This is a genomic window from Brevundimonas abyssalis TAR-001 (genome assembly GCF_000466985.1).
GTDB lineage: Bacteria > Pseudomonadota > Alphaproteobacteria > Caulobacterales > Caulobacteraceae > Brevundimonas > Brevundimonas abyssalis.
The window spans coordinates 1-16,687 of record NZ_BATC01000023.1 but is presented as its reverse complement, the minus strand read 5'-3'; the positions used below and the strand labels follow the sequence as shown (position 1 = coordinate 16,687).

Here is a 16,687-nt window from a genome sequence, read left to right as displayed (position 1 = left end):
AAGTGGCCGAACGGTTGTATGCGGCCTGCGCCGCGCAGGCCCGTCTTCCGGTGTTCTACACGGACATTGGCGTGCCCGACCGCATCGACGCGCGGTTCGAACTCTACACGCTGCATGTGCTGCTGATGATCCTGCGGCTGAGGGATGAGGGCCAGGCGGGCGCGGATACGGCCCAGGACCTGTTCGACACCTATGTTTCGGCCCTCGACAACACCCTTCGCGAGCTGGGCGTCGGCGATGTGGCGGTCGGCAAGAAGATGCGCCGGCTGGGCGAGGCCATGTACGGCCGCATGACCGCTTATGAAAAAGCGATCCTGGCCGGCGATGACCAGGGTTTGGCGGCGGCCCTGAGCCGCAACATCCTGGAATCCGATGCGGCCACGCCGGAGATGCGGGCCATGGCCGACTACGCCCTGCGCGCCCGCGCCGCCCTGGGGGACCAGCCGTTCGACGCCGTCATGACGTCGCCTGCATGGGCCGAGCCGACCCTGGCGGCCGCATGAGCCTGCCGCCTCCACCCTTCAGCGAGCCCTTGCGCCTGAACCAGATCGGCGCGGGCGCCACGCGCGATCTGGAGCCGGACGAGGCCGCCCGCGCCCGTATCGCCCGGACCCTGGACCTGATCGAACTGCCGGTGTTCAAGGCCCGCCTGACCGTGAAGCCCGCCGATACGGGCTGGACCCTCTCGGGGCAGGTCACGGCCCATGCGGTGCAGCGCTGCGGCCTGACGCTGGAGCCGCTGCCGGCGGACATCGACGAATCATTCGCCATCGACTGGTGGAAGCCGATCCGCGGGCGCCGGTCGAGGTGGACGTCGATCCCGAAGACGACGGCCCGGACGTGGTCGAGGACGGCGTGATCGACCTGGGCGTCTATGCGGTGGAGCAACTGGCTCTGGGGCTGGATCCTTTTCCCCGCAAGGCCGGGGCGGTTTTCGAACAGCCCGAGGAGCCGGCCGAGGAATCGCCCTTCGCCGTGCTGAAGCAGTTCAAGCAGCCGGATTCGTCCGGCGACACCTGACGTAACGTCAGGCGGTTCCCATCATCGAAGGAGGCCGCTATCGTGGCGCGCCTCGAACCAGGAAGCGCCGCCGGGCAGGGCGCGCGCACGGAGCGACATCCAAGTTGGCGTCATCACTCATCATCTCGCTTGACGGCATGGGCGGGGACCATGGACCGCCTGTCACCGTTGGCGGTGTCCGCGAATATCTGAAACGGCACGGCGGCGAGGGCGTTCGCTTCCTGCTGCACGGCGACGAAAAGGCCCTGGCCGCCGAGGTGAAGAAGGCGGGCGTCGGCGAGGTCTGCGAGATCCGCGCGACGGACAAGGTCATCGCCATGGACGAGAAGCCCGCCCAGGCGATGCGCCGCGGCAAGGGCTCGTCCATGTGGAACGCCGTCGAAACGGTGAAGACCGGTGAGGCGGCGGGCGTCGTGTCGGCCGGCAACACCGGCGCCTGATGGCCATCTCCAAGCTGTTGCTGCGCATGTCCGCCAAGGGGCTGGAGCGACCGGCCATCGTGGCCAGCTGGCCCACCTTGAACGGCATCACCGCCGTTCTGGACGTGGGCGCCAACATCACCTCTGACGCCGAGCAACTGGTGGATTTCGCCATCATGGGCGAGGCATTTCACGCCGCCGTTCACGGCTCCACCAACCCTTCCATCGGCATCCTGAACGTGGGGTCCGAGGACATGAAGGGGCATGAGGATGTGCGCGAGGCTGCGACCATCCTGCGCGACAATCCCTTCGGTCTGAACTACCACGGCTTCGTCGAGGGCGACGACATCGCCAAGGGCACTGTGGATGTGGTCGTCACTGACGGCTTCACCGGCAATATTGCGCTCAAGACCGCCGAAGGCACGGCGCGGTTCATCTCGACCCTGATGAAGGAGGCTCTGACCTCCAGCATGCAGGCGAAGGCGGGGGCGCTGCTGGCCTTGCCGGCCCTGAGACAGATGCGCGCCCGCATCGACCCCGGCGCCATCAACGGCGGGCCGCTGCTGGGCCTGAACGGCATCGTGGTCAAGAGCCACGGCGGCGCGGACGCCAAGGGATACGGCAACGCCATCCGCGTGACCGTCGATCTGGCCCGCAGCGACTACACGGCCAAGGTGGGGGCCAATCTGAAACGGCTGGACGCGGTGCTGCACAGCACGCCGTCCGAACCGGTGGAGACTGTTTCGTGAGCGTCACTCGCAGCGCCGTAACCGGCGTGGGTTCCTACTTGCCGGAAAACATCGTCACCAACGATGATCTGTCGAAATTCGTCGACACCACCGACGAATGGATCGTCGAACGCACCGGCATCCGCCAGCGGCACAAGGCCGCCGACGACCAGCCCACCAGCGACCTTGCGGTCCAGGCCGCCCTGCGCGCGCTGGAGGCGGCCGGGCGCACGGCGGCGGACATCGACCTCATCGTCGTGGCCACCACGACCCCCGACATGACCTTCCCGTCGGTGGCCTCCATCGTCCAGCGCAAGCTGGGCGCGCCGGTGTGTAACGCCTTTGACATCCAGGCGGTGTGCTCGGGCTTCGTCTATGCACTGAGCGTTGCGGACGGCTTCGTGGCGCGGGGCCTGGCCCGATGCGCTCTGGTCATCGGCGCCGAGGAAATGACGCGCCTGATGGACTGGACCGACCGGTCCACCTGCGTGCTGTTCGGCGACGGTGCGGGCGCGGTGGTGCTGGAGCCCGTGGAAGGGCAGGGGACGCCCGCCGACCGAGGCGTGCTGGGCTTCGCCCTGCGCTGCGACGGCAACAAGACGGACCTGCTGTATGTGGACGGCGGCCCTGCCTCCACCGGCACGGTGGGCCACCTGCGGATGGCGGGCAACCAGGTGTTCCGCCACGCGGTGGTGAACATCGCCGAGGCTGTGACGGCCGCCTGCGAGGCCGCCAACATCCAGATTTCCGACGTGGACTGGTTCGTGCCCCATCAGGCCAACCAGCGCATCATCAAGGGCGTGGGCGACCGCCTGGGCCTGGACGAGGACAAGGTCATCCTGACTGTGGCCGATCACGCCAACACCTCGGCCGCCTCGATCCCGCTGGCGCTTGATACGGCCGTCAAGGACGGTCGCATCAAGCCGGGCGACCTTGTCCTGATGGAGGCCATGGGCGGGGGTCTGACATGGGGCGCGGTGGCGTTAAGGATGTAAAACAGGTGGTTGCGCTTTGACTCCGACGCATATTGTCGTCAGATGGCGAACCACCCGGGGCTTGATGGAGGGGAGCGACCGATGGCCGAGACTGTGACGCGCGCCGATCTTTGCGAGGCGGTTCATGAGGAGCTCGGCCTGTCGCGACAGGAATGCTCCAATCTGGTCGAGCGGACCCTGAACCTGATCGTGGATTCGCTGGAGCGCGGCGAGACGGTCAAGCTGTCGGGCTTCGGCGTGTTCCAGGTGCGCGAAAAGCGCGCCCGCATGGGGCGCAATCCCAAGACCGGCGAACCCGCGGCCATCACCCCGCGCCGGGTGATCAGCTTCCGCGCCTCCCAGATCATGAAGACCAAGGTGGACGGCGCGGCCGTCGATTGATCATGACCAAGAGCCCCAACGCCTTCCGCACCATCTCGGAAGCGTCCGAGGAGATCGGGGCTCCCCAGCACGTGCTGCGCTTCTGGGAGACGAAATTCACCTTCGTGACGCCGCTCAAGCGGGCGGGCGGTCGGCGGTTCTATCGCCCCAACGATGTGGCGGTGCTGAAGGGCGTGCGGCGTCTGCTGCATGAGCAGGGCCTGACCATCAAGGGCGTGCAGCGCCTCTACAAGGAGCAGGGCCTGAAGGCGATCGCGAGCTTCAGCGACGAGGACGCCGCGTTCACCCCGACCCCCGAATCGGACAGCCGGGAAACGCCTGTCGCCGACGGCGCGAACACCGCGCGTCTGCGCGCGCTCCTGGCCGATCTGGAAGCCGCCCGCGCGAGCCTGGACCACGCCCTGGGGCGCTGACGGAATTCTTCTCGATTAGGGTTTGCGGGCCCGCCGCCGCCCGTCTATAGGGAGCGCCTTCGGAGCGTGGCGCAGCCTGGTAGCGCACTTGACTGGGGGTCAAGGGGTCGCAGGTTCGAATCCTGTCGCTCCGACCATCTAACCTCTTGGTTGTTTGGATTTTTGAAGGGGTCGCTCTTGGGCGGCCCCTTTGAAATTGGGCTCTGGGGCACATGCGGGGGCGGCCCCCAGGCTGACAAGCATGTGAGACCCCCTCTCGTGTCGGGCCTCAGCCTGCATGAATACCGTTCCGCCGCGCCTGTCGGTACATGACGGGAATGGAGACCGTCGCCGGATCCTCGAAGTCATGGTTGCGCATCTCCTGCCGCGCGCGGCCGAGAATTGAGAGACATGCAGACTCCTTCGCCCGCGCTGTGGACGAGTCCAAAGCTAGTTCTCGCCGCTCCGAAGCAGGGAGCTTCTGGCGAGGCCTTCACTGGTGGTGAGCCGCCCCAGCCAGTCCCTCAGAGAGGCCAGGGCTTGAACGTCGAGCTCGTCGGATCTCTGGCCGGATCTGAGATTGTCCAGAAGAACCTGGCAGACGATGACAGCATCCTGAGGTGAAGTGAGCTCACGCAGGAGGATGACCTTTTCGCAGGCCTCATAGAGGCTGTCCTCGCGCGCGGACTCCGGTTGGTCACCATCGCTCAGATGCGTCCAGAGGCGAACGGCTTCTTCGAAGGTTGGATGAGACATTGGTGGCCTCCTTGGCGAACCGCCGGGCGGCCCAGGCTTCCCAGGCGCCGATAAACAGGGTGAAAGACAGAAGCAGCCACACGCCGATGCGAAGGGTGACCCCCGTCCAGATGAAATAGGCTCCGGGCTGCAGCCACGGGATGATGAAGGTGATGACGGCGATCAGTTGAAAGCCTGCCGCCATGGCGAGCCACCAACGGTCGTATCGCTCCGCAAGGATCCAGAAGCCGATGAGCATGAAGGCATCGACGGACGCCGCCCCCGCTTTCCAGCTTCCCAACAGGATATGATCCACAAGGGGTGTGATGATCAGAGCCGCCGCGAACACCGCTGCGCCCAGCCGATCCTCCCCCCCGCCGAAACGCAGAAGCAGCGCCAGGGCGATCAGGTTGGCGGTGAGCAGAGTGATCGTCATCAGGCGCCGATCATGCGTGGGTGACGACGCGGGGAGGGGTATCCGGGCTCGTGGAGCCGTCCTTGTCCTCCATGGGTGCGAACAGCGTCCACTCCATCCCCATCGCCTTGGCGTCACGCTCCAGATATCGATGGGCGTGCACCACCTGGCCTCGCACGACTACGAGTCCCTGAAGCGCTGCGGCCAGCCGTTCTGCGCCTCTCTGGCCGATGGCGGCCGCCAGATTCGCTGACGTGCGGCCGGCGGACAGGGTCATGAGCACCTGTCCTCCGCTGGCGATCGCGCGGTCCAGATTATGTTCGAAGGTTTGTAGCTCGGCCGCGGTTACGGATGCGAAATTATCGGCCTTTGGATTGCGGTTCATTGTTCACGCCTTCAGCGGTTGATCGAAATGCGTCAACCGCGAACCGATCGATTGAGCCGAAGGCGGTGAGAACCCCAAAACCGGCGATGATCAGCATCAGACCGAACAGGGTCCACATGAGGATCAGACCGACCCGCGAGCCCACCCAGCGGGGCGGAACTCGCGCGGGGCCGAGCCCGGCATAAATCTCATACAGAGGATTGCCGCGCTGCCCACCGCTTCCGCCCCGACCCTTTCCGTCTGCGGCGACGTTCCGATCAGGCGCGGTGAGATCGGCATAGGGTATGGGTATGGGTGGAACTGGGTAATTTTGGGCGACGATGGCCGCAGCGCCGTCTCGGCTTCGAGTGCCTAATTTCTGATAGGCGCTATGCAGGTGATTGCTGACCGTCTTGGGGGACATGCCACGTCCAGCCGGGCGCAGCGCCTGGGCGATTTCCTTATCCGTAAGACCCTTGCCCGCCAGCACGACGCACTGCACCTCGCGCTTGGTCAGGCGGTCGTCTTGCATAAGGCCCCCCTCCTTCAAGCTTGAAGGTTACGGGAAAAAAGCACCCACCGTCCAGACAGTTAAAGCAGGATTCAGATGGCCGGTGTCGGGCTGGAGAGCGTCCGGATCAGAGCGAGCACGGCGCCCCGATCCCGCTCGCTGAGCCGCCCCCATGCCACCAGCAGTTTCCGTGATGCCGCATCAACGCCGCCGAGATCGTCTCCACCTGGCGCGCGTCCTCGCCCATCAGCCAGCCGCAAGTGACATTCAAGACTTTCGACATCTCGTAAAGCCGCGAGGCTGAGACGCGATTGGTCCCGCGTTCGTACTTCTGGACCTGCTGAAACGTTATGCCCACCGCCTGGCCCAGGTTCGTCTGGCTCAACCCCAGTTCGCGCCGCCTGAAGGCGATGCGTGCGCCCACTTCGATGTCAAAGGGATGGGGTCGGGTGAGGGCGGTCCGGGGCATGGCCCAATATACGGCTGCGCTACGCTCTCTCCAATATTATCTTGAAGCGGGGCGGTGTCAGACCGCCCGCAGCGGGTGGCTTCGGGAGGGCGCCCCTCAGGCTTGGCCGAGCCCCTGGCCCGCACGGCCCCATTGCTCCCGGATGCTAGCCGATGCACTTAAAGATGGTATTTATGATTGTTATCTCGTATGAGGCGTGTGAAATTGCTTTGGGGAGGGGCGGGCATGCCGGGCTACAACGGTCTTCTTATGCGAGACTCGCTTCAGGACACGGGCGTAATCCCGTCTCCGGGCTACCCGTACTATTCGCCCGACCTGATCTGTCATGAACAGGTGGCTGATCCCCAGAGCTTCTTCACCGGCAACTATGACACGGATCCGAACCAGCCGGTTCAGCTCGGAAGCCAGACCAATTTTTTCTATGTCCGCACCAAGAACCTGTCGGACGGACCGGTGAGCGGTTGGTATATCCACTGCTATCGAAGCAGCGCCTCGCTGTTCATGACTCCGAGCATCTGGAAGAACAATCCGCTCTACACGCGCTCGGGCAACCCGTTCGTTCAGACGGGATCAATTGCCTCAGGGGCTGTCGGCGTCGGGCAGGACAACTTCCTTCTCGACGCAATCTCCAGTCCGCTGTTCTGCATGATCGGCGTCGCCAGTCCGTCTTCGACACCCTCGATCCCGGACGGCTTCACAAGTTACGGCGACTATGTTCTCTGGGTTCGCCAGAACCAGAATGTGTGCGGTCGCAACCTCACCTATCTGCAGAGCTTTCCTGATCGTCAGTTCAGCCGCCTGGATGCGTTGAGCAATCCGAGCAACGAGGCCGTGCCCGTCCTGGCCAAGGTCGAGGCGCGAGGCCCGCTGCCAGCGGGCACCACTTTTGGGGTTCAGTGCGCGCCTGCGGGGCTGAACGCCAGCGGCGACACCTCGAATACGACCCTGATCACGGGGTCCGGCATGACACCCGCCCAGTTTGACGGGACGGTGACGACCTGGGGCTCTCTGCCTGCGGGCGTCAACACCTGGCCGCCCGGCGCGACTCTCACCACCACCCTCTACTACGGCCAGGACATCGGCCACGCCGCTCACCAGTACGGCGAACCGTGGGAGCGTTTTTCTGTCCGGCCTGGCGAGATCGAAGGCATGCCGCGAGACGGCGTCCTTGTTCGCCTGGGAGACACGGGCACCGTTTTTCTCGCCTGACCCAACAACGCTGTCACTTGCCGGAGCTGAGGCATGCCAGACGTACCCAGTTACCTGACCCTTCATCTTTCGGCATTCGCCCACGCCGAGACCGCCGCTGATCTGCCGGTCAAGCTCGACGGATCGCAGCCCTTCTCCATCGATGGATGGGTGCGCCTGAGCGGTCTCTGTGCGAGTGCGTCCATCTTCCGCAAGGCGGGCGTGTTCGATTTCGGCGTGGCCGGCGAAGCCTTGACCTTGAGCATCAACGGCTATCCGACCGTCTATTCCGACACGGCTGATCCGCTGACGGAGAACGAATGGCGCTACGTCTGTGCGACCTTCGCCGGCGGCCAGGCGCGCCTCTACATCGACGGCAACTTCAACGCCTTTCAGGCGATCTCCGGGCAAGGCCAAACCAGCGCCGATGCATTTGAGATCGGTCACACGCTGCAGGGTCAGATCCGCAGCGTCCGCGTCTACAACACGGCCCTGTCGGCCGATCAGGTCATGGCGGCCATGTATGGGACGCCCGATGCGGGCGCCATCGCCGCCTGGTTCGATTTCACCGCCAACCCCCCGAGCGACCTCGGGCCAGCGCATCTGCCGATCAGCCTGAGCAGCAAGGCGCGCATGATGGTGGAAACGCCCTCAGTAGCGATCGCGGCCACGGCCTATGCGCAGCCGATCTGGGATGAAGACGTCAATCCCGGCGGCTTGCAGACCGATCCCTACACCGTGCAGGTCTGGGCCTATGTCGAGGATCCGGACGCGCCCGTGCAGGCGCTCTTTGTGAACGGCGACCTCGAAACCGACTCCGGCATGGCGCTGTATCTCGAGCGCGCGGAGAACGAGCCGGGGTTCGTCGTCAAATCCCAGCGCGGCTCAATCGACGAACTCGACACCACCCTGGCGTCAACCACGACCGTCTTGCCCAATCGATGGGCGAATATCGCAACGACCTTCGACGGAACGACCTTGTCGATCTACATCGACGGGGAGCTCGCCGGACAGGGCGCGTTCGGTCCTGTTCCGTCCATGCGTCTCGAAAGCGACTTGCTGATCGGGGCCGCGCTGTCCCATGGCTCGCCCCTCGCAGCGACGTCTCTCCAGGGTCATCTGGCCCGGATCGACGTATGGTCTCGCGCCCTGAGCGCCGAGGAAATATCCCAGTCTATGGCGGCCGCGCCGGACCCGGCGACACCGGATCTCACGGCGCTCTACGAGTTCGCTTCCGCACCTGCCCGTAACGCCGTCACCAGTCATCCGGTCGGCTTGGCGGATGGGGCGGAGCTTTCAAACCAGATCACCCACGTCAGTCCGGACGAAATCCTGGTCGTGGAGCCGGACCGGGACCAGGCCGAACCATCGCGCGCCGAGATCGAAATGCTGGCGGAGCTGCGGGCTGGACTCGATTTCTCCCACATCCTGAAGGGTGACCCGGAGCTGTTCAGTCGAGCCTGTGCGAAGGACTGCGACACCATCGCCGCGCATTTGGCGCCCGAGGAACGGGACGCGGCGAGACAGAAGATGGAGGCCGCCTGGCGCGAGGCGGAAGAGGCTCTTCGCGAGCGACCCCATGACCTCCCGTTTCTCGTGACGAGGCATCGCGTGGGCGGCGAGGACCTGTTGGTTCATCACGGGCCGACAGACTCCCGGATCGTGTTCCGTGCTGCGGCCGGCGCCTATGACGACTGCACGCTCTGGAAGGTGCAGCTCGTTTTCGTGGTGATCGGCGGGGTGCTGGATTTGCTGTTCGGCGTCCGGGCGCAGCTCACAGATCGTGCGCTCGCCTATATCGCCAAGGTCGTCCTGCGAAATCCGAGGATCGCGGCCATCCTGGCCCTGGGCTCGGCCATTACGGCCAGCGACCTCTTTAGCCTGGGCCGAACCCTCTACGACTTCGGAATGCTGAAGGCGTTGGCGAAGCTGGTGATCGAGGTGGGCTTCTGGACCCTTCTGCGCGTCGTGGCCAAGCTGGTGCTGAAGTTCCTGCTCCCGTGGGGTGCTGCCGTCGACTTCATCGCCTCGCTGGCGGCCACCGCCGCCGTGTTCATCACCACCTATCTGAGCCGGCCAAGCTCGTGCACGCCGTTGCCGAACGTCACGCTCGCCGGTGTCTGGTTCAACCACTCGCCATCGAACTCCAGCACCTGCGCCATAAACATTCGCAAGAACTACACCACCCAGGTCGACGTCCCGGAATGGGTCCAGAGCGAAACAGACCCTGCCCAGTCGCCTGCCGCCTATGCGCTGGCGGCGATTGCGGGAAACACCGTCACGGTCAAGGCGCGCTTTGTGATCAGCACGCGCGACCCCGTGCAGATGCAGATCCAGGCGCTTGATGGCGGGGTGCTCGGAGCGATCGCTCCCGTCACCATCAACTTCAAGAACGGTGTGTCCGATCCGGAGTGGGTGACCCTGCCGCTCTCCGCGCAAACCCTGGCCGCAGCCGGGGTGGCCCGCCAGGACGTAACCTGGACCTGGCAGTACCGCCCCATGGGCGGGGGGGCATGGACCGGCCTTCAGACAACCCGGCACCGTATCTACACCGTTCTCGCAGCGCCCTCGGCGCCCTGGCAACAGTCGGGCTTTCCCGCCAGCCCCCAGAATCCCTGGACGGACGTTCTCGACCATGCCTGCCAATGGGCCAGCGGTTCGACGACACCGGATGCGGCCGCCGCAGCCGTCACCCGCACCGTCAATCAATCGCTGAACCTCACCTATGACATGAGCAGAGGCGCTTCGGCGTACACCGAGGGGAACGCGACCATCTCTCGATGGGTCTTCCTCGCCACGCCCTTCCTCAATTTCCTCAAAGGCGCGCCAAGTCCCGGGCGCATCATCAACTGCACTGACTGCGCCACCATCGTATCGACCTTCGCCAACGCCGTGGGCTGTGATCTCACCCAGTCCTGCATGGAGCGGGGCTTCGCGCTCAATCAGATCATCGCTATTGGATCCAGCACCTTCGGCTATCCGGGTTTCGGTCCCGCCTTCAGCTATCATGAGGTCGCCTGGACCGGTGGCTTGAGCTATGCTGACCCGCTCTATGATGCCTGCCTCCAGGTCGATGGAGGAAGTCAGCCGTGGAATTGGAATACTGGCGTGACCCATACGCCGACCCTGCCGCTGAAGATGCCTTTCACCACCATGGGGATGTCGCCCGCGACGCCCATTCCGATGCCTTTCAACGCCCAGAGCTACCGTGAGCGGTTGTGCGCCGACACGGCGGCCGGGATCGGCGCGTGCAACCCGGTTGGACCGAAACCGCTCACCAACAGCGGCCGTCGCCCGCTGCAGTAGCGGGAATACGGGAGGACAAGGTTATGAACAGACGCGATGAGGTCAAAGCGCTCCATGGCTTCGAGGCCTGGGGCGATCATATTGATGACGACGCGGGATTCGATGGCCCTACGCCCCTGTTCCTGACGGATCACGAGCGTCTTTTTGATCTCCACTTTCTCGCGAGGGAGGCCCTGCATCCGGAGGGCGGCTCCACACGGGGCTACCGGGAGTACTATGCGGCTGAAGACAGGCCGGATGCCGGCGTCATGGTGATCGTCAGACAGCTGCCTTCGATCAAGGACGCTCATGAGGCGCTCGTCGACATTCTCGAGACGAGCATGGCGCTGCGACTGCTTCCGGCTGAAGAGCGTGAGGTGTCCGTGGGACACGTCGCGTTCGTCGGTCATGACCCCACTGTGGACGCCATACACTTTGTTCGCGGCTCCACGCTTGTCACGATCAAGAACACCGGCGGAGAGATCATCCCGGTCGCCGAGATGGCCGAAGAAATCGATCGGCAGCTCACGACCCATCTGATGAACGCACACGACGAACAGCTACCGGCTCGCTGAGACCTGACGCAGCCCTCGCGATCGCTCAGCCGCGTTCGGCCCACCTCAGCAGCGGGATCAGGGGCACGCCCCAGAGGGTGCCGGCCAGGGGATAGAAGATCAGGTCGATCCAGAAGCTGTCGGGCAGGGCGTCGGCCACCACCGTGGCCAGCCAGATGTAGAAGGCCAGGAACGCCAGGGTCGCCACGGCGGCGATGATGCGGCGGGTGCGGGCGGGGATGCTGCTCATCGTTTGTTGCGGGTCAGGAAGTAAACCAGCAGCACGATGACCGATCCGGCCATGGCCCAGACGACCCAGCCCAGGTCGTCCATGGTGTGGGCGCCGAACACCCGCACCGCCAGAAACCAGCCGCAGGCCGCGCCCGTCACGGACGTCAGCAGGGTGCGGGCGATGCCGCGCCCGCCGGTCAGCAGGTCCGCGATCCAGCCCAGGGCCAGGGCGCCCACGACCGCCAGGATGATGTCCAGATGCTGCACGTCTCGCTCCGTGGTGGCGGCGACCCCTTGTCGCTGTCCCGATTTGCGACTGGTCCTTACGCCATTCCGTAGGCATAGGGGAAACGTCGGGTTTTTCGAACCCGATCTGTAGCTCCTTTAGTGAACGACGGGCGTCGAATGAACCGTTTTTCCGCATGGGATCGCTCACGCGCCGTGGCGATCTGGCTGTTCTGCGTGGCCGCCCTGGTGTTCGCCATGGTGGTGGTGGGCGGGATCACCCGCCTGACGGGCTCCGGCCTGTCGATCACGGAATGGAAGCCGATCATGGGCGCGGTCCCGCCGCTCAACGAGGCGGACTGGAACGAGGCGTTCGCGCTGTACCGGGAGATCCCGCAGTACCAGCAGGTCAACGCCGGCATGACCCTGGGCGAGTTCAAGGGCATCTTCTGGTGGGAGTGGATACACCGCCAGCTGGGCCGCCTGATCGGCGTGGCCTTCGCCCTGCCGTTCCTCGTGTTTCTCGCGCTCAAGATGGTCCCCGGCCGGCTGGTGCTGCGCTGCGTGGTGCTGCTGGGCCTGGGCGGGCTGCAGGGGCTGATCGGCTGGTGGATGGTGTCGTCCGGGCTGAGCGAGCGGGTGGACGTGGCGCCCGAGCGCCTGACCGTTCACCTGGGCCTGGCCTTCGTCATCTTCATGGGCCTGATATGGACGGGGCTCGAGGCGTGGTTCGGCGAGGACCGCACGCGCGCGCGCGCCGGGTGGAGCCGGTTCGCCGCCCTGGTGCTGGGTGTGGTGTTCCTCCAGAGCCTGCTGGGCGGGCTGGTGGCGGGCTCCAAGGCGGGCATGGTCTATACGGACTGGCCGCTGATGAACGGCATGGTCATCGCTCCGGTGGACTGGGGGCAGGGGGCGCTGGCCTTCCTGCACGACCAGGCGCTGGTCCAGTTCAATCACCGGATCATGGCCTATGCCCTGCTGGCGCTGACCACGGTCTATGCGGTGCAGGTGATCCGCGCGAAGCTGGCGCAGGGCGCCGGGGCCTCGGCCTGGGTGCTGCTGGCCCTGGTGTGGGCCCAGGCGCTGCTGGGGATCGCCACCCTGATGCACGCCGTGCCGCTGTCTCTGGGCGTGCTGCACCAGGCCGGGGCGGCCGTGGTGCTGGGCGCGGCGACGGTCAATCTGTGGCTGGTGCGGCGGTCCCAGCCGCGAATGTTCGGCTGAACAGATAGGTATTTTAATACCGTATTTGAAAAAGCCTGTTAAACCAGCGTTGTAGGTCGTATTGGCGTCGAATAACGCCGTTGACGGATGTCGCGCACCCCTCTATTGACCCCGCTTCCGCGCGGCGTCGGTCCCACGATCTGCGTCCGCGACCCGATTTCGCCTCAGGACACCTGACCATGTTGAAGACCACCACGGCTTCCCTGAAGCGGCCGAGGTCGAGAAGAAGTGGATTCACATCGACGCCGAGGGCGTCGTCGTGGGCCGTCTCGCGACCTTCATCGCCAACCGCCTGCGCGGCAAGCACCGTCCGGACTACACCCCCCACGTTGACTGCGGCGACTATGTCGTCGTGACCAACGTCGACAAGGTGGTGTTCACCGGCAAGAAGTCGACCGACAAGGTCTACTATCGCCACACCGGCCACCCCGGCGGCATCAAGTCCACGACCCCCGAAAAGGTCCTGGGCGGACGCTTCCCCGAGCGCGTGCTGGAAAAGGCCGTCGAGCGGATGCTGCCCAAGGAAAGCCCCCTGGCCCGCAAGCAGATGACGCACCTGCGCCTGTTCTCCGGCGCCGAGCACACCCATCAGGCCCAGTCCCCCGCGACGATCGACTTCAAGTCGGCCTCGCCCAAGAACACCCGGAGCCAGTAATGACCGACGTGACCAACGATACGCCGGCCGCCACCGGCTTTGACGCCCTCAAGGGCATGGGAACCGCCGCGGAAGAGGCCATCGTCCGCGAGCCCCAGATCGACGCCCAGGGCCGCGCCTATGCGACCGGCAAGCGCAAGAACGCCATCGCCCGCGTGTGGATCAAGCCCGGCTCGGGCAAGATCACCATCAACGGCCGCGAGCAGGAAGTGTACTTCGCCCGCCCCGTGCTGCGCATGATGATCGCCCAGCCGATGCAGCTGAGCGACCGTGAAGGCCAGTTCGACGTGGTCGCCACGGTCGAGGGCTCGGGCCTGTCCGGCCAGGCCGGCGCCATCCGTCACGGCATCTCCAAGGCCCTGACCAACTACGAGCCCGGCCTGCGCGCCGTGCTGAAGCCCCACGGCCTGCTGACCCGCGACAGCCGCGTGGTCGAGCGCAAGAAGTACGGCCGCGCCAAGGCCCGCCGCAGCTTCCAGTTCTCGAAGCGCTAACTCGCGACCCGCGAGTGGGAATACGAGGGCGCTTCGGGAAACCGGAGCGCCCTTTTTCTTTGTCCAGGCAAGCCATTATCGGGGGTGCGAATGACCGATTGGACGTCGCTTTTCGTGAAGATAGGCACTCCGCTGGTGGCGCTTGTCTTGGTGAGGAGCGTCTGGTGTTCGCTTCTCAAGGGCGAGACAGCGCTTGGCGGTGTACGATTCAACCGCAGTCGTAATCCGATAGGCTTTTGGTTGGTTGTTTCTTTCCAGGTTTTGGTGATCGGATTTTTCGTCATGCTCATATCGGATGTGTTCTTCGGACTGGATTTGCGATTCTGGCTATGACCCACACCATCTTCATCGACGGCGAGGCCGGGACCACGGGGCTGGAGATCCGGGAGCGGCTGGAGGCGCGCGCGGATCTGGAGCTGCTGCTGCTGGGCGATCGGCGGCGGGATGTGGCGGCGCGGCGCGAGGCGCTGAACGGGGCCGATGCGGTGATCCTGTGCCTGCCGGACGATGCGGCGCGGGAGGCTGTGGCCATGATCGAGCACCCCGGGGTGAAGGTGATCGACGCCTCCACCGCGCACCGGGTCGCGCCGGGCTGGACCTATGGCTTTCCGGAGATGGACGCGGCGCAGCGGGCGGCGGTGGCGGGATCGACGCGGGTGTCGAACCCCGGCTGCTATCCCACCGGCTTCATCGCCCTGATGCGGCCGCTGGTGAAGGCGGGGCTGGTCCCGGCGGACCATCCGGTCAGCGTCAATGCGGTCAGCGGCTATTCGGGCGGCGGCAAGGCCATGATCGCCGAGTTCGAGGCCGAGGGGGCGGCGACCGCCCACCGGGCCTACGGCCTGAGCCTGACCCACAAGCATGTGCCGGAGATGACGCGCCATGCGGGCCTCTCCCGGCCGGTGCTGTTCGCGCCCGCCGTCGGCGCCTACCGCCAGGGCATGCTGGTGGAGGTTCCGCTGCACCTGTCGGCCCTGCCGGAGACGCCGTCCATCGAGCGCCTGCACGGGGCGCTGGTGGAGGCCTATGCGGGGGCCCGGTTCGTCGAGGTGGCGGACCTGGAGACCACCGAGGCCATGACGGGCATCGAGCCCGAGGGCCTGAACGGCACCAACCGGCTGCGGCTGCACGTGTTCGGGGACCGGGGCGGGGCGCAGGCCCGGCTGGTGGCCCTGCTGGACAATCTGGGCAAGGGCGCCTCGGGGGCGGCGGTGCAGAACCTGAACCTGATGCTGGGGCTGGACGAGGGGACGGGGCTGGACAGCCGCTGATGGAATTCCAGGACGACGCCTTTGTGCTGTCGGCCCGCGCGCACGGGGACACCGGCGTGGTGGTCGAGCTGCTGACCGAGCGGCATGGGCGCCATGCGGCCTATGTGGCGGGCGGGGCGTCGCGGCGGATGAAGCCGTTCCTGCAGCCGGGCGCGCGGGTGGTCGCCGACTACCGGGCGCGGACTTCGGAGCATCTGGGCTCGGCGAAGCTGGAGCCGGTGGGCGAGGGGCCGGCGGCCCTGTTCGACGATCCCCTGGCCCTGACCGGGCTGAACGCGGCGGCGGCGGTGGCGCAAGGGTCGCTGCCCGAGCGTGAGCCCCATCCGGGGGCCTTCCTGGCCTTCGAGGCCCTGATGGCGTCCTTCGCCTTTCCCGACATCTGGCCCGCCGTGTTCGTGCGCTTCGAGGCCGGGCTGCTGGAGGAGTTGGGCTTCGGCCTGGACCTGTCCAAATGCGCCGCCACCGGCTCGGCGGATGACCTGATCTGGGTCAGCCCGCGCACCGGCCGGGCGGTCAGCCGGGCGGCGGGCGCGCCCTATGCGGACAAGCTGCTGCCCCTGCCGCCCTTCATGCTGGGGGCGCAGGCGGGGCTGAGCGAGGGGGATGTGAAGGCGGGGCTGGACCTGACCGGCCGCTTTCTGGAGACCTTCGTGTTCCACCCCTTCAACAAGCCCCTGCCGCCCGCCCGGGTGTGGATGCTGGACAAGCTGGCCGAGGCCGGGCGGCTGTAGCTGGACTTGGGCGCCCGGCTGGCCGAGGCTGGCCCCATGGATGCGCAACAGGTGAAAGACCGGCTGCTGGCCCTGCGGGCCGAGCTGACCGAGCTGAGCGAGGGGGCGGCGGACTCGCGCAAGGCCGTGGAGCTGGACCAGCAGAGCGTGGGCCGGCTGTCGCGCCAGGACGCCCTGCAGCAGCAGGCCATGGCCACCGCCGCCGACGCCCAGCGCGCCCTGGAGATCCGCCGCATCGACGCCGCCCTGCAGCGGCTGGAGGAGGGCGAATACGGCTGGTGCGCCGACTGCGGCGAGGCCATCGCCCCCCGCCGCCTCGACCTGGACCCCTGCGCGGCCGTGTGCATCGACTGCGCGCGGGGCGGGTAGGGCCACCCACCCTCCGTCACCCTCGGGCTTG

21 protein-coding genes, 1 tRNA gene and 2 pseudogenes are annotated in these 16,687 nt (G+C 66.0%); 18 read left to right on the top strand and 6 right to left on the bottom strand.

Annotation, left to right across the window (positions count from 1 at the left end):
• The first annotated feature begins 2 nt into the window (after positions 1–2).
• The 8 genes and pseudogenes from MBEBAB_RS07685 (at position 3) to MBEBAB_RS07655 (ending at position 4,093) form a co-directional block, all read left to right on the top strand.
• Complete coding sequence (locus MBEBAB_RS07685) at positions 3–503, top strand: ubiquinol-cytochrome C chaperone family protein (RefSeq protein WP_021697390.1); 501 nt, start codon at positions 3–5, stop codon at positions 501–503.
• Entirely contained in the window at positions 473–859 is a 387-nt protein-coding gene (locus MBEBAB_RS17500; protein WP_242397124.1) for a YceD family protein, read from the top strand. Before MBEBAB_RS07685 ends, MBEBAB_RS17500 begins: the two co-directional genes overlap by 31 nt.
• Positions 841–1,020: a DUF177 domain-containing protein gene (locus MBEBAB_RS17495; protein ID WP_242397123.1), complete on the top strand. Its 180-nt coding sequence runs from the start codon at positions 841–843 to the stop codon at positions 1,018–1,020. Before MBEBAB_RS17500 ends, MBEBAB_RS17495 begins: the two co-directional genes overlap by 19 nt.
• Positions 1,021–1,157: 137 nt before the next feature.
• Positions 1,158–2,188 (top strand): annotated as a pseudogene (plsX, locus tag MBEBAB_RS07675) (phosphate acyltransferase PlsX).
• Entirely contained in the window at positions 2,185–3,162 is a 978-nt protein-coding gene (locus tag MBEBAB_RS07670) for a beta-ketoacyl-ACP synthase III (protein ID WP_021697387.1), read from the top strand. The pseudogene plsX and the gene MBEBAB_RS07670 overlap by 4 nt, the downstream one beginning before the upstream one ends.
• An 81-nt stretch (positions 3,163–3,243) precedes the next feature.
• Positions 3,244–3,543, top strand: coding sequence for an integration host factor subunit alpha (locus MBEBAB_RS07665; RefSeq protein ID WP_021697386.1), 300 nt, complete (start codon positions 3,244–3,246; stop codon positions 3,541–3,543).
• Positions 3,544–3,545: 2 nt separating this feature from the next.
• Positions 3,546–3,956: a MerR family transcriptional regulator gene (locus MBEBAB_RS07660; protein WP_045319042.1), complete on the top strand. Its 411-nt coding sequence runs from the start codon at positions 3,546–3,548 to the stop codon at positions 3,954–3,956.
• 60 nt (positions 3,957–4,016) lie between these two features.
• Positions 4,017–4,093: transfer RNA gene (locus tag MBEBAB_RS07655), tRNA-Pro, on the top strand.
• Positions 4,094–4,632: 539 nt separating this feature from the next.
• Here MBEBAB_RS07655 and MBEBAB_RS07650 read toward each other — a convergent pair.
• From MBEBAB_RS07650 to MBEBAB_RS15095, 4 genes are all read right to left on the bottom strand, one after another.
• The gene (locus MBEBAB_RS07650) at positions 4,633–5,106 is read right to left on the bottom strand and encodes a hypothetical protein (protein WP_021697384.1); all 474 of its coding nucleotides are present in this window, start codon (positions 5,104–5,106) and stop codon (positions 4,633–4,635) included.
• A gap of 10 nt (positions 5,107–5,116) precedes the next feature.
• Complete coding sequence (locus MBEBAB_RS16155; protein WP_148291469.1) at positions 5,117–5,470, bottom strand: hypothetical protein; 354 nt, start codon at positions 5,468–5,470, stop codon at positions 5,117–5,119.
• Positions 5,445–5,981, bottom strand: coding sequence for a helix-turn-helix domain-containing protein (locus MBEBAB_RS15640; RefSeq protein ID WP_081703457.1), 537 nt, complete (start codon positions 5,979–5,981; stop codon positions 5,445–5,447). The genes MBEBAB_RS16155 and MBEBAB_RS15640 overlap by 26 nt, the downstream gene beginning before the upstream one ends.
• Positions 5,982–6,087: 106 nt before the next feature.
• Positions 6,088–6,429: a helix-turn-helix domain-containing protein gene (locus MBEBAB_RS15095; RefSeq protein ID WP_052516764.1), complete on the bottom strand. Its 342-nt coding sequence runs from the start codon at positions 6,427–6,429 to the stop codon at positions 6,088–6,090.
• 225 nt (positions 6,430–6,654) lie between these two features.
• On the opposite strand from MBEBAB_RS15095, the gene MBEBAB_RS07640 reads away from it, so the two are divergent.
• The 3 genes from MBEBAB_RS07640 to MBEBAB_RS07630 are packed head-to-tail and all read left to right on the top strand — an operon-like array spanning position 6,655 to position 11,477.
• Entirely contained in the window at positions 6,655–7,638 is a 984-nt protein-coding gene (locus MBEBAB_RS07640; protein ID WP_021697380.1) for a hypothetical protein, read from the top strand.
• Positions 7,639–7,671: 33 nt separating this feature from the next.
• A complete protein-coding gene (locus MBEBAB_RS07635) occupies positions 7,672–10,923 on the top strand; it encodes a LamG domain-containing protein (protein WP_021697379.1) in 3,252 nt (1,083 codons plus the stop codon).
• A 23-nt stretch (positions 10,924–10,946) separates the two neighbouring features.
• A complete protein-coding gene (locus tag MBEBAB_RS07630) occupies positions 10,947–11,477 on the top strand; it encodes a hypothetical protein (protein WP_021697378.1) in 531 nt (176 codons plus the stop codon).
• A 25-nt stretch (positions 11,478–11,502) separates the two neighbouring features.
• Here MBEBAB_RS07630 and MBEBAB_RS07625 read toward each other — a convergent pair whose 3' ends face one another.
• Together MBEBAB_RS07625 and MBEBAB_RS07620 are read right to left on the bottom strand one after the other, a co-directional pair.
• Entirely contained in the window at positions 11,503–11,706 is a 204-nt protein-coding gene (locus tag MBEBAB_RS07625; protein ID WP_021697377.1) for a DUF2842 domain-containing protein, read from the bottom strand.
• Positions 11,703–11,954, bottom strand: coding sequence for a hypothetical protein (locus MBEBAB_RS07620; RefSeq protein WP_021697376.1), 252 nt, complete (start codon positions 11,952–11,954; stop codon positions 11,703–11,705). The genes MBEBAB_RS07625 and MBEBAB_RS07620 overlap by 4 nt, the downstream gene beginning before the upstream one ends.
• A gap of 138 nt (positions 11,955–12,092) precedes the next feature.
• Between MBEBAB_RS07620 and MBEBAB_RS07615 the strand changes: the two genes are divergently transcribed.
• From MBEBAB_RS07615 to MBEBAB_RS07585, 7 genes and pseudogenes are all read left to right on the top strand, one after another.
• A complete protein-coding gene (locus MBEBAB_RS07615; RefSeq protein ID WP_021697375.1) occupies positions 12,093–13,136 on the top strand; it encodes a COX15/CtaA family protein in 1,044 nt (347 codons plus the stop codon).
• A gap of 182 nt (positions 13,137–13,318) precedes the next feature.
• Positions 13,319–13,791: pseudogene (gene rplM, locus MBEBAB_RS07610) on the top strand (50S ribosomal protein L13).
• Positions 13,791–14,285: a 30S ribosomal protein S9 gene (gene rpsI / locus MBEBAB_RS07605; RefSeq protein ID WP_021697373.1), complete on the top strand. Its 495-nt coding sequence runs from the start codon at positions 13,791–13,793 to the stop codon at positions 14,283–14,285. Before rplM ends, rpsI begins: the two are co-directional and overlap by 1 nt.
• 90 nt (positions 14,286–14,375) lie before the next feature.
• Positions 14,376–14,618, top strand: a complete 243-nt coding sequence (locus MBEBAB_RS07600; RefSeq protein ID WP_045319033.1) for a hypothetical protein — start codon at positions 14,376–14,378, stop codon at positions 14,616–14,618.
• Positions 14,609–15,556, top strand: coding sequence for an N-acetyl-gamma-glutamyl-phosphate reductase (argC, locus tag MBEBAB_RS07595; protein WP_373852888.1), 948 nt, complete (start codon positions 14,609–14,611; stop codon positions 15,554–15,556). The genes MBEBAB_RS07600 and argC overlap by 10 nt, the downstream gene beginning before the upstream one ends.
• On the top strand, positions 15,556–16,287 hold the full coding sequence (recO, locus tag MBEBAB_RS07590) for a DNA repair protein RecO (protein WP_021697370.1): 732 nt from the start codon (positions 15,556–15,558) through the stop codon (positions 16,285–16,287). The genes argC and recO overlap by 1 nt, the downstream gene beginning before the upstream one ends.
• Positions 16,288–16,323: 36 nt before the next feature.
• Complete coding sequence (locus MBEBAB_RS07585) at positions 16,324–16,656, top strand: TraR/DksA family transcriptional regulator (RefSeq protein ID WP_045319032.1); 333 nt, start codon at positions 16,324–16,326, stop codon at positions 16,654–16,656.
• The last annotated feature ends 31 nt before the right edge of the window (positions 16,657–16,687 follow it).

Bases quoted from the DNA above. Each gene is read 5' to 3' on its own strand.
- MBEBAB_RS17500 (WP_242397124.1), top strand. From the start codon at position 473: ATGGGCCGAGCCGACCCTGGCGGCCGCATGAGCCTGCCGCCTCCACCC.
- MBEBAB_RS07665 (WP_021697386.1), top strand. From the start codon at position 3,244: ATGGCCGAGACTGTGACGCGCGCCGATCTTTGCGAGGCGGTTCATGAG.
- MBEBAB_RS07660 (WP_045319042.1), top strand. From the start codon at position 3,546: ATGACCAAGAGCCCCAACGCCTTCCGCACCATCTCGGAAGCGTCCGAG.
- MBEBAB_RS07650 (WP_021697384.1), bottom strand. From the start codon at position 5,106: ATGACGATCACTCTGCTCACCGCCAACCTGATCGCCCTGGCGCTGCTT.
- MBEBAB_RS16155 (WP_148291469.1), bottom strand. From the start codon at position 5,470: ATGAACCGCAATCCAAAGGCCGATAATTTCGCATCCGTAACCGCGGCC.
- MBEBAB_RS15640 (WP_081703457.1), bottom strand. From the start codon at position 5,981: ATGCAAGACGACCGCCTGACCAAGCGCGAGGTGCAGTGCGTCGTGCTG.
- MBEBAB_RS15095 (WP_052516764.1), bottom strand. From the start codon at position 6,429: ATGCCCCGGACCGCCCTCACCCGACCCCATCCCTTTGACATCGAAGTG.
- MBEBAB_RS07640 (WP_021697380.1), top strand. From the start codon at position 6,655: ATGCCGGGCTACAACGGTCTTCTTATGCGAGACTCGCTTCAGGACACG.
- MBEBAB_RS07635 (WP_021697379.1), top strand. From the start codon at position 7,672: ATGCCAGACGTACCCAGTTACCTGACCCTTCATCTTTCGGCATTCGCC.
- MBEBAB_RS07630 (WP_021697378.1), top strand. From the start codon at position 10,947: ATGAACAGACGCGATGAGGTCAAAGCGCTCCATGGCTTCGAGGCCTGG.
- MBEBAB_RS07625 (WP_021697377.1), bottom strand. From the start codon at position 11,706: ATGAGCAGCATCCCCGCCCGCACCCGCCGCATCATCGCCGCCGTGGCG.
- MBEBAB_RS07615 (WP_021697375.1), top strand. From the start codon at position 12,093: ATGAACCGTTTTTCCGCATGGGATCGCTCACGCGCCGTGGCGATCTGG.
- rpsI (WP_021697373.1), top strand. From the start codon at position 13,791: ATGACCGACGTGACCAACGATACGCCGGCCGCCACCGGCTTTGACGCC.
- MBEBAB_RS07600 (WP_045319033.1), top strand. From the start codon at position 14,376: ATGACCGATTGGACGTCGCTTTTCGTGAAGATAGGCACTCCGCTGGTG.
- recO (WP_021697370.1), top strand. From the start codon at position 15,556: ATGGAATTCCAGGACGACGCCTTTGTGCTGTCGGCCCGCGCGCACGGG.
- MBEBAB_RS07585 (WP_045319032.1), top strand. From the start codon at position 16,324: ATGGATGCGCAACAGGTGAAAGACCGGCTGCTGGCCCTGCGGGCCGAG.